Origin of the sequence: Acinetobacter sp. YH16051 (assembly GCF_013417135.1) — a bacterium.
Classification (GTDB): domain Bacteria; phylum Pseudomonadota; class Gammaproteobacteria; order Pseudomonadales; family Moraxellaceae; genus Acinetobacter; species Acinetobacter towneri.
This window is the reverse complement of record NZ_VPEN01000016.1, coordinates 33,225-44,270: the sequence shown is the minus strand read 5'-3', so window position 1 is coordinate 44,270 and position 11,046 is coordinate 33,225. Positions and strand designations below refer to the sequence as shown.

10 protein-coding genes are annotated in these 11,046 nt (G+C 39.7%); 9 read left to right on the top strand and 1 reads right to left on the bottom strand.

What is annotated here, in order from left to right; genetic code table 11:
• The first annotated feature begins 286 nt into the window (after nt 1–286).
• The 7 genes from FTV41_RS11670 to hisC all read left to right on the top strand — a co-directional run bounded on the left by FTV41_RS11670 (nt 287) and on the right by hisC (nt 7,313).
• Complete coding sequence (locus tag FTV41_RS11670; RefSeq protein ID WP_131261926.1) at nt 287–1,741, top strand: RNA polymerase factor sigma-54; 1,455 nt, start codon at nt 287–289, stop codon at nt 1,739–1,741.
• A 166-nt stretch (nt 1,742–1,907) separates the two neighbouring features.
• On the top strand, nt 1,908–2,240 hold the full coding sequence (gene hpf, locus FTV41_RS11665) for a ribosome hibernation-promoting factor, HPF/YfiA family (protein WP_004975196.1): 333 nt from the start codon (nt 1,908–1,910) through the stop codon (nt 2,238–2,240).
• 138 nt (nt 2,241–2,378) lie between these two features.
• A complete protein-coding gene (gene ibaG, locus FTV41_RS11660) occupies nt 2,379–2,630 on the top strand; it encodes a BolA family iron metabolism protein IbaG (RefSeq protein WP_179996584.1) in 252 nt (83 codons plus the stop codon).
• 7 nt (nt 2,631–2,637) lie between these two features.
• Complete coding sequence (gene murA, locus FTV41_RS11655) at nt 2,638–3,894, top strand: UDP-N-acetylglucosamine 1-carboxyvinyltransferase (RefSeq protein WP_179996583.1); 1,257 nt, start codon at nt 2,638–2,640, stop codon at nt 3,892–3,894.
• Entirely contained in the window at nt 3,894–4,598 is a 705-nt protein-coding gene (hisG, locus tag FTV41_RS11650) for an ATP phosphoribosyltransferase (RefSeq protein WP_004975201.1), read from the top strand. Before murA ends, hisG begins: the two co-directional genes overlap by 1 nt.
• Nucleotides 4,599–4,784: 186 nt before the next feature.
• Complete coding sequence (gene hisD / locus FTV41_RS11645) at nt 4,785–6,089, top strand: histidinol dehydrogenase (RefSeq protein WP_179993974.1); 1,305 nt, start codon at nt 4,785–4,787, stop codon at nt 6,087–6,089.
• A gap of 135 nt (nt 6,090–6,224) precedes the next feature.
• Nucleotides 6,225–7,313, top strand: coding sequence for a histidinol-phosphate transaminase (gene hisC, locus FTV41_RS11640; protein WP_179996582.1), 1,089 nt, complete (start codon nt 6,225–6,227; stop codon nt 7,311–7,313).
• 66 nt (nt 7,314–7,379) lie between these two features.
• Here the strand turns inward: hisC and pabB are convergent, their stop codons facing one another.
• Nucleotides 7,380–8,720: an aminodeoxychorismate synthase component I gene (gene pabB, locus FTV41_RS11635; RefSeq protein ID WP_179996581.1), complete on the bottom strand. Its 1,341-nt coding sequence runs from the start codon at nt 8,718–8,720 to the stop codon at nt 7,380–7,382.
• A gap of 255 nt (nt 8,721–8,975) precedes the next feature.
• Between pabB and FTV41_RS11630 the strand changes: the two genes are divergently transcribed.
• Together FTV41_RS11630 and FTV41_RS11625 are read left to right on the top strand one after the other, a co-directional pair.
• Nucleotides 8,976–9,980, top strand: a complete 1,005-nt coding sequence (locus FTV41_RS11630; RefSeq protein ID WP_179990337.1) for a DUF6160 family protein — start codon at nt 8,976–8,978, stop codon at nt 9,978–9,980.
• A 192-nt stretch (nt 9,981–10,172) separates the two neighbouring features.
• Nucleotides 10,173–11,006, top strand: a complete 834-nt coding sequence (locus tag FTV41_RS11625; RefSeq protein WP_104852437.1) for a C39 family peptidase — start codon at nt 10,173–10,175, stop codon at nt 11,004–11,006.
• Nucleotides 11,007–11,046 lie beyond the last annotated feature (40 nt).

The following is an 11,046-nucleotide window of genomic DNA, read 5'->3' as shown; positions in this document are numbered from 1 at the left end:
TTCCCGAACTCAGAAGTGAAACCTCTTCGCGCTGATGGTAGTGTGGGGTTACCCATGTGAGAGTAAGTCATCGCCAGCTCATTATTCAAACACCCTCAACTAGCGTTGGGGGTGTTTTTTTATGTGGGAAAGAAAAGTAGAAAGAAATCTGAACAGAACTTCTGATTAAAATCTTTATGTCTTTTAATGAATCTATGTTATACCTAATAAAACGGCATAGAAATTGCTTATCAAAAACTTATATATTAAGTTGTTGAAAAACATAAATTTAAAAGAGTGGGTGAAAATGAAGTTATCGGTTGGATTAAAAGTTGCAAACTCCTTGTCACTGACACCGCAGTTACAACAAGCCATTCGTTTGCTTCAACTTTCGAGCTTGGAACTTGAACAAGAAGTTCAAATTCAGTTGGACAGTAATCCCTTATTAGAAAAAGTCGAAGAACAAAGTAGTGTCGAAAGTTTATCCACCTTAGAAGAGCAAGAGCATGATCAAAAGGATTTGACTAAAGAATTAAATGCAGATCATCTACCGAATGACTTGCCTGTCGATACAGACTGGGATGATGTGTACACTCATTTACCCACGAGTTTGGGAGCAGCGGAATATGAAGAGCGCGAGGATAATCGTCAGGGGCATTTAGGTTTAAAAGAGCACATGATGCAACAAATCAATCTGTTGCATTTTTCTCAAGTCGAGCAGCTCATTGCCTACTGTATTGTCGATGCTTTGGATGACAATGGTTTCTTGGATTGTGAAATATCTGAAATCACTACATCTGTGCAACATTTATTGATCTCCATGGAATACGAAGATGAAGTTGAAGACGATGAAGTTTTGGTCGTTTTGAAACATATTCAGCGTTTAGAGCCGATTGGTATTGGTTCGCGTAATTTGGCGGAATGTTTATCTATTCAGCTTGAAAGTTTGGCTACAGATGTGCCTTATCGGCAGGAAGCACTGCAACTCTTGCAGCATTATGAGTTATTAATTTCGAATGATTTAGCCAAGTTAATTAAGCAAACGGGTTTAAGCGCAGATCAGCTACAGCATGCAGTGGCTTTATTAAAAACCTTGAAAGCGCATCCTGGTACAGCATTTGAAGATCAGGAGTCAGATTATCAAATTCCAGATGTAGTGGTCAGTAAAAAGCAGGACCATTGGCAGGTGCAGCTGAATCCTGATGTTGTGCCTAAGCTTAGAATTAATTCGTTTTATGCCAATATGATTAAACGCGCAGATCAAAGTGAAGATAATCAATATTTGCGTAATCAAATGCTAGATGCGAAAAACTTTATTAAAAGTGTTGATGAACGTCATAAAACCTTATTAAAGGTAGCGACTTGTATTGTGCAGCATCAACGTGAATTTTTAGAAATTGGTGCTGAAGGAATGAAACCGTTGATTTTGCGTGATGTAGCTGATGAGGTGGAGTTGCATGAATCTACAGTTTCACGGGTGACCACCAATAAATATATGTTAACTCCACGTGGTTTATTTGAATTGAAATATTTCTTTTCAAGTCATGTTGGAACCTGTTCAGGTGGAGAAGCATCCTCAACTGCGATTCGCGCGAAGATTAAAAAGTTAATTGCAGATGAAAATCCACGTAAACCTTTGTCAGACAACACAATTGCAAACCTTCTTAAGGAAGAAGGAATTGATGTGGCACGTAGAACGGTTGCGAAATATCGTGAGTCATTAAATATTCCGTCATCTTCTGAACGAAAAGTCTTGATCTAATTTTTAAAATTGGTCTATTCTAAGGATTCATTATGACCAAATAATGAATTTTTTTTGAAGGAATAGTTAGACATGATTTAAAGTGACCGCTGCAGTGATCTGTTATTTGGCAATCAATCATGTGAACTATGCCTTCCTAATCCAAATGAAGGTGAGGGATAGAATTATGCAAATAACAATTCGTGGACATCACTTAGCTATCACCCCTGCAATTGAAGAAAATATTCGACTTAAATTTGCACAAATGACCAAACATCTGGATCAGGTCAATAGTATGCAGGTGAAATTAAGTAAAGATCATCAAATCGATAAACATTCTAAAAAAGGCAGCGCCAATCATATTGCAGAAGCAATTATTCGTTTACCTGGAACGGAGCTTTTTGCGCAGGCTAGTGCAGATGATATGTATACTTCAATTAAGATGATGACAGAAAAATTAAAACGTCAGTTAGAGAAACATCGGAAGATGCAGTTGGATTATCAGCCTTTAGCCATCTAGTTAAAATGTGATTTAAAAAGAGGTTTTGGATAAACCTCTTTTTTTATTGCGATAATGTATAGGATTAATGAATTATTTTTTCTATTTATAGTAAAATGACAGGTTTTTACACCGTTGGTCCTATAAGAGGTCTTTGTGATGAATAGTGAACAGCTCACTGAAATTTTAAAAGCTGCTTTTCCAGAGGCTGAAGTTGCTGTAAGTGGGCAAGGCGGCAAGTTTGATCTTCGTATTGTAGATAATCAGTTTGAAGGTAAGCGTCCTGTTGCTCGTCAACAAGCAGTGTATGCACCATTGAATAGATATATTGCCAGCGGTGAAGTTCATGCGGTTACAATTCGTGCAATGACACAAGAAGAATGGCGTAAAGCAAGCTTATTTGGAGCTTAATAATTTAATGGATAAATTTTTAATTCAGGGCGGTAATAAGCTCGAAGGTGAAGTGCGTATTTCTGGTGCAAAAAATGCAGCCTTGCCACTTCTTGCTGCAATGATTCTTGCAGAAACGCCAATTACATTGAAAAATGTTCCAAATTTAAAAGATGTAAATACCTTAGTGAAGTTGATCGCAGGCTTGGGCATTAAAATGTCTTATGAAGGCGATACAGTCATTGCAGATACATCAACGTTGGACAACCAATTTGCACCTTATGAATTGGTAAAAACCATGCGTGCTTCTATTTTGGTGCTTGGCCCATTGGTTGCGCGCTATGGTAGTGCAAAAGTATCTTTACCTGGTGGATGTGCCATCGGCTCACGCCCTGTTGATCAACATCTTAAAGCTCTAGAGGCTTTGGGTGCCGAGATTGAGGTTGAAAGTGGCTATGTGCATGCCAAAGTCAACGGACGCTTAAAAGGCGCTGAAGTGGTCTTTGATATGGTCACTGTTGGCGGAACAGAAAACATTCTCATGGCTGCGGTATTGGCAGATGGTGTTACCACTATTCGTAATGCTGCACGTGAACCTGAAATTACCGACCTTGCGCAAATGCTCATCAAAATGGGCGCTAAAATTGAAGGTTTAGATACCGATACTTTAGTGGTAACAGGTGTTGAACATTTGCATGGTTGTGAATATTCAGTAGTCGCTGACCGTATTGAAACAGGTTCATATTTAGCTGCTGCTGCAATTACGGGCGGTAAGGTAAAAACCACGCATACAGATCCTGCATTATTGGAATCTGTATTAGACAAGTTTGAAGAAATGGGTGCAGAAGTCACACGTGGCGATGACTGGATTGAACTGGATATGATGGGCAAGCGCCCTAAAGCAGTAAGTTTTAGAACGTTGCCACACCCTGAGTTCCCAACCGATATGCAGGCACAATTGATGGCTGTGAATGCGATAGGCCGTGGTTTTGCAACAATTTCTGAAACAATTTTCGAAAACCGTTTTATGCATGTCCCAGAGTTGTCACGTATGGGTGCCAATATTCAGGTTGAAGGCAACGATGCTGTCGTGACAGGGGTGGAAAAATTATCTGCTGCACCTGTGATGGCAACGGATTTACGTGCATCGTTCTCTTTAGTATTGGCAGCATTGGCGGCAGAAGGGGAAACATTGATTGACCGTATTTATCATATTGATCGCGGTTATGAAAATGTAGAACAAAAGTTACAAGGTTTAGGCGCCCAAATTAAGCGAGTAAATTGATGAATGACATGAGAAACGATGATCCAAATTTTGACGTCATGGGCAATTTTGATCATGGTTTAACTTTGGCATTAAGTAAGGGGCGAATTTTAAAAGAAACTTTGCCTTTATTAGAAACTGCGGGAATTAATTTACTGGAAGATCCAGATAAATCACGTAAGTTGATTTTCCCAACCACACATAAACAAGTGCGTATTTTAATTTTACGTGCCTCTGATGTACCAACTTATGTTGAAAATGGTGCGGCAGATATTGGGGTTGCGGGTAAAGACGTGCTGATGGAGCATGGCGCTCAAAATGTATATGAGCCGCTGGATCTGAAAATTGCCAATTGTAAATTAATGACTGCGGGCAAAGTTGGTATGCAGCGTCCAAAAGGTCGTTTAAAAATTGCCACTAAATATGTGAATTTGACCCGTCAATATTATGCCAGCTTAGGTGAGCAGGTTGATGTCATTAAACTCTATGGCTCAATGGAATTAGCACCATTGGTCGGTTTGGGTGATTACATTGTCGATGTGGTTGATACAGGTAATACTTTACGTGCCAACGGTTTAGAGCCGCTAGAAGAAATCTGTAAAGTATCTTCACGTTTAATTGTCAATAAAGCCAGTTTTAAGCGCAAGCAAGATTTGCTCAATCCAATTTTGGCACAACTTGAAAAAGCTGTGGCAGAACGAGAGTTGGCAAAACAATCTGCTTAACTTTGTATCCATCATCCTGCCTTCTCAAAAAACCGTCATTCAATGGCGGTTTTTTTATGTTCGTGCATGATTCTGTTCTTGAATGATTTCGAACGTGAATTTCCATCAAAACATACTGCTTTCGCCATGTATAGATTCCCACAAAGCCCTAGAAACAAGGTAAACTAAACTTTTCTATCAAACCTTGTGGGTAAATTGATGCGACGTTTATCGACTCAAGATCAAAGCTTTAAACAGGCCTTTGCAGACTTGTTGGCTTTTGAAACTGTCAGTGATCCTGAACTTTTAAAAACTGTAGATCAAATTATTGCTGATGTGCGTCAGCACGGTGATGCTCAGGTTCTTAAACTCACTCAACAGTTCGATCGACATCCAGCGCATCAATTTTCAGAACTTGAGTTAAGTCAGGAACAACTGAAAGCCGCATTTGATGCTTTAGATAACGAAGTTCGTGAAGCTTTGGAATTGGCTGCTGTACGTATTCGTGAATTTCACCAAGCGCAAAAGCAGGATGGCTGGACTTATGTTGATGCTTTGGGCAACACGCTTGGGCAAAAAGTTACGCCATTAGACCGTGTTGGTATTTATGTACCAGGTGGTTTGGCATCTTATCCATCTTCTGTGCTCATGAATGCTGTGCCTGCGCATGTTGCTGGTGTACCTGAAATTATTATGGTGGTACCTGCACCGAATGGTGAACTCAATCCATTGGTTTTGGCGGCTGCATATTTAGCAGGGGTGACTCGTGTATTTACCATTGGCGGAGCGCAAGCTGTTGCTGCATTGGCTTATGGTACAGAAACCATCCCATCGGTAGATAAAATTACGGGGCCGGGTAACCGCTTTGTGGCGGCTGCAAAACGTGCTGTGTTTGGTCAGGTCGGCATTGATATGATTGCAGGGCCATCCGAAATTTTGGTTTATGCTGAAGGTGAGAATAATCCTGAATGGTTGGCCATTGACTTACTTTCTCAAGCCGAGCATGACACGGTTGCACAATCTATTTTTATTACACCAGATGCGCAATTGCTGAATCAGGTTGAGCAAGCGATTGAACAGCACTTGGCGAATTTGCCTAAAGCTGAAATTGCCCGTACTTCTATTGCAAATCGTGGTGCATTGGTTTTGGTGAAAGATCGTCAAGAGGCGATTGAATTGATCAACCAAGTTGCGCCCGAACACTTAGAATTGTGTATGGATGATCCACAAGCGATGGCAGAAGAAATTCGTCATGCAGGTGCGATCTTCATGGGGCGCTATACACCAGAAGCGATTGGTGATTATTGTGCAGGACCAAACCACGTTTTGCCAACGTCAGGTACGGCACGTTTTTCATCACCATTGGGTGTTTACGATTTCCAAAAACGCTCAAGTTTGATTATGTGTTCAGCTGAGGGCGTGAAAAGTTTGGCGAAAACCGCTGATATTTTAGCGAAGCAGGAAAATCTGGATGCGCATGCACGATCAGCACGTTATCGTTATCAATCATAAATAGCATTACAACCTCTCCCTGACCCTCTCCTAATAAAGAGAGGGGAATTTAAACCACACAAATTTTGTGTCTTTAGTAATGAAAATTCCTCTCCCTTTGGGAGAGGTTAGGAGAGGGTTTAAAGAGAATACAAAATGAATATCACAGCAGAACAAATGCGTTTTTGGAGCCCTGAAGTACGTGAGCTAGAGCCTTATGTACCGGGTGAGCAGCCAAAAATTCAAAATTTATTAAAATTGAATACCAATGAAAACCCGTATCCACCTTCGCCTAAAGTGGTGGAAGCGGTGCAAAAGGTTTTAGAAAACTCGGCAGATGCACTGCGTTTATATCCAGATCCAGATGCGTTTGAGCTTAAGCAAGCCATTGCGAAACAGCAAAATGTAGCTGTGGAAAATGTCTTTGTTGGCAATGGTTCAGATGAAGTCCTTGCTCATATTTTTAAGGCTTTTTTTGTTCAGGAACAGCCATTACTGTATCCAGATATCACCTATAGTTTTTACCCTGTATATAGTCAATTTTTTGGGGTAAAAACTAAAATTTTGCCTTTAAATGATGATTTTGAAATTGTGGTTGATGATTATAAGCAAGCCAATGGCGGCATCATCATCGCCAATCCGAATGCACCGACCAGTATTGCTTTGGGTTTAAGTGCGATTGAAGAAATTTTACAGGCCAATCCAAATTCAGTGGTGGTGATTGATGAGGCTTATGTCGATTTTGGTGCAGAGTCTGCAGTAAAATTGGTAGAAAAGTACGATAATCTTGTGGTGTGTCAAACCACATCTAAATCACGTTCTTTGGCAGGTTTACGTGTTGGTTTTGCGATTGCGCAACCGCATTTAATTGCCGCACTGGAAGCCGTGAAAAATAGTTTTAACTCCTATCCAATGGATCGTTTTGCGATTGCAGCAGCGGTGGCATCTTTTCAAGATCAGGCGTATTTTGAAGCACAATGCCAAAAAGTTATTGCAAGCCGTGAGAAATTGGTGACGGATTTAACGAGCTTGGGCTTTAAGATATTCCCATCACACGCCAACTTTATTTTTGCATCACATCCTCAACAGGATGCGGGTGAATTAGCTGCAGCATTACGTGAACGCGGTATTATTGTGCGTTATTTTAATAAACCACGCATCAATCAATATTTGCGCATTACTATTGGTACAGATGATCAAAATCAACGCTTAGTAGATACTTTAAAATACGATATTTTGGCTTAATTGTTAAAATATCGTAGAGGCGAGTGAAGCATTGAATTCACTCGCTTTTTTTGTTTTTGCGACATGCTATTGCGCAGGTTTGTACCAGCGGTTCAATAAGTCCAACATCGCTGAAACCTTGTCAAAACATTCTTGATATTCTGCTTCACAAACAGATGCAATCGTGACGCCACCACCAGCCCATAATGAAACATCTTGCTGATATTTCTGAATAGAACGGATCAGGATATTCCAAGAACCCGTTCCATCGGCATCAAAATAACCCATAGAGCCGCAATAGGCGCCACGTGCTGCACCTTCGAGTTCATCTATAATTTGCATGGCACGAATTTTCGGTGCGCCTGTAATTGACCCACCTGGCAAGGCAGACATCAACACATCAAAAGGATTCATCTCGGCTTTTAGTGTTGCGGTCACTTCACTGACCATGTGATGCACTTGGTTAAAAGACTCAATATTGAATAACTTTGGCGTTTTGACGCTGCCAGTTTCGGCATAAACACTTAAATCATTACGTAATAAATCCACAATCATCACATTTTCAGCCTGATCTTTTTTAGATTCACTTAATTGTTGTTTCGATTGTCGGTCTAATTCAGGATCGCCATAACGTGGCATCGTGCCCTTAATGGGTTTTGTGGTAATTTTTCGATTTTCCTCAAAATCGATAAAGAGTTCGGGCGAACAACTTAAAATTTCAAAATCACCAATACGTAAATAACCTGCATAAGGTGCATTGGTCAGTTGCCAAAACTGAGCTGCAGTCTCTAAAAGTTGACCTTGAGCCTCAGCGCTAAACTCTTGCGTAAGATTAATTTGATAACAATCTCCTGCCACTATATAGTCTTGAACATGTTGAAAGGCGCGTTGGTAATCTGTGAAATTCCAGCGGGCTTGACACTTTTGGCTTAATTGGAACTGTTCAATTATGGTTGATTGAGTATATAAATTTAAAATAAAATCAAAAATTTGCGTAGCAGCATCGTCTGAACTATAAAAATACCAGCCATCAGTTTCTTGCTGTAAATAGCTTTTAAATTGACCTAAAAAAACACTGGGTTGGGCGCGAGACTGCATATTGATGTGTTGCTGTGCTGCTGCATCATACGAAACAAACCCCATTACACTGCAAAATGGGGCGGTGTCAGCATCTTCTAAAGCACCGAGATGAGCTGTTAAATCTAATTGAGTTGGACTTAATTCATATTGATCCAATGCCGTTTTTTGAAAGTAAAAATGTTGATGGTTTTGCTGCACACAATAGCGTTCAGCCAAAAAAGCAATACGTGCCTTTCCATTATTTTGCAAATAAATACAATGTGAAAGTGCTGCCAAAGCTTGCAAAATTCTTGCAGCCTCATATTCAGGTTCACAGAATAATTTTTTAAAATGAGTAGGATAGGACATAAAGCGTAAACAGCTGAGAGATTTTAAAAGGCTATTTTACATGATTGCAGCAGATAAAAAGCAAATAACCGTTTGTCGGTAAGATGTGGATTGCGACAAACAGCAGTTGAACAAAAAATAACTCAGATATACCTTTGTAAGTGCAAACCGGCTACTCAAGGAATGTGTGTCAGTGTTGTCCTCATCAAATAAAAACACAATCACTGGCACTGAGTGGTAAAACCAAAAAAATAATACTCTCGGGAGAGTAACAAGATGAAAAAATTTACTAAACTTGCTTTGGTATCATCAATCGCGTTAACGACAAATGCAATGGCAATGCAGGCAATGGACGATACTGCATTAAGCGCAACTACTGGTCAAGATGGTTTAAGCATCGGGATTGGTATTTCTAAAATCGAAATCGAAAAACTTTTAATCCATGATAATGATGGTTTGGCTGCAAAAGGTGCTGCTGGAGACTTAGGTTTCGGTGGTAATTCAAAGGCAGGTGCTATCGTAATTAAAGGCAATGGTATTGCTGGAAATGCAAACGAAAAGCATGGTATTGTGATTGGCGCAAACTATGATGATAATGGTGCTTACTTGTTAGCTTCTCGTAACTTAGCTGACTTAGTGATTGATACAGACGCTGGTACAGGTACCAATAGTGCATTTATCAACGTGGCGGCACAAGTATCTGGCTTAGATATCAAAATTGGTGAAATTGGTGTATCTGCATCGAATGCTATGCCAGCAGCTGGTGCAACTAATATTCGCCGTGGTAACGATGATAAAAACTATAATGCAATTTTATCTGGTTTAACTTTAAAAACAGGTAAAATGGATGCCAATATTCAATTGGGTGCGGCTCCACAAGGTGCAATGATTAAATTAAACACCACAATGGTGGGTGGTTTAGAGATCAAAGACCTAGGTATTTTAGATAACTCTACTAAAGCAGGTACTGGAGATGGTACTGTAGGTAATCGTGCAGCAGGCCAAATCTATGTAGATAGCATTAAACTTACTGATGCAAACTCTAAGGACTTAACCTTAAAACAAAACATTAGTGTGATTGGTAAGGAAGGTACTAACAATGGTTATATCCGTATTGTGAGTACTGGTGGTGCTAAAGATAACTATGTAGCAGGTATCCATTTAGGCAGTAAGGGTGCTGCTTCTATTGGTGATATGGAAGTTCAAGGTTTACAAACTTACTTTAGTCCAGCTGCTAGTGTATATACCAAAGGTGCTGTTATCACCATTTCAGGTCACTAATTTTAAAACTGAAAAAGCGCGTGAATTCACGCGCTTTTTTTTACAAATAAACTGATGAGTTCGCAAAAAAATATAGAAAGCCCTTTTTTTTTTCTATAAAACGAGTATCTTTCTAAATACAAGGAAGTAGAGTGAAAACTCTAAAATAAAAATATTAGGCAGGTATTGCCGAGAACTAAAAAGTAAAAATATATGTTAGAGATCGCTTTGGGCTCGGCATTGATCTATTACGCTGCCACACAAGCCTTTGATTTAAAAGAACAGCATCCTGAAACTGTGCGTTACACAGAAACTTTGGATTCTAGAAATAATTCCTTTACCCGTATGCACAGAGAGCCTGTGCAAATTAAACCTGCTTTAGAAGATCAATTTCGCGGAATTGTGCGCCAAGCCTATGACTACAGTTGTGGTTCTGCAGCTTTAACAACCTTGCTGAATGGTTATGTAGGAACACAATTAAACGAGCAACAAACCATGAGTGGCTTGCTGCGTTATGGAGAATACGACCGAATTATTGAACGTCGTAGTTTTTCGCTATTGGATATGAAGCGCTTTGTCGCAGCTTTGGGCATGGAAAGTGGTGGATATCGCGGGGAGTTTTCGGATTTAGTTAAACAAGGACAGCCTGCAATTGTGCCGATTTCCTATGCAGGTTTTAAACATTTTGTGGTGTATAAGGCATATAAAAATGGACGTGTCTATGTGGCAGACCCTGCATTAGGCAATATCAGTTTCGATGAAGAACGCTTTAAAGAAGTTTGGGAGAATAACACCTTATTTCTAATTAATGTCGCACCGCAAAATCGTCAAACTATGTTGGCATTACAAGAAAAAGACTTGCGTCATGTGGAAGACGCAACAGTGAATCGTTATGCCTTTGTTGATATTCAATATCCACAATTTGCGATGGAAAAAATAGCCGATAAAGCATCGACAATACGTCTGGAACGTAATGTAAATAAAGATTCTGATAATTATGGACAGTACGAGCATCGTTTTTTAAGACTCTACTATAAAAACAAGTAATTAGTTGTTCACGAAATACAAAAATAAAAATGGAAGGGGT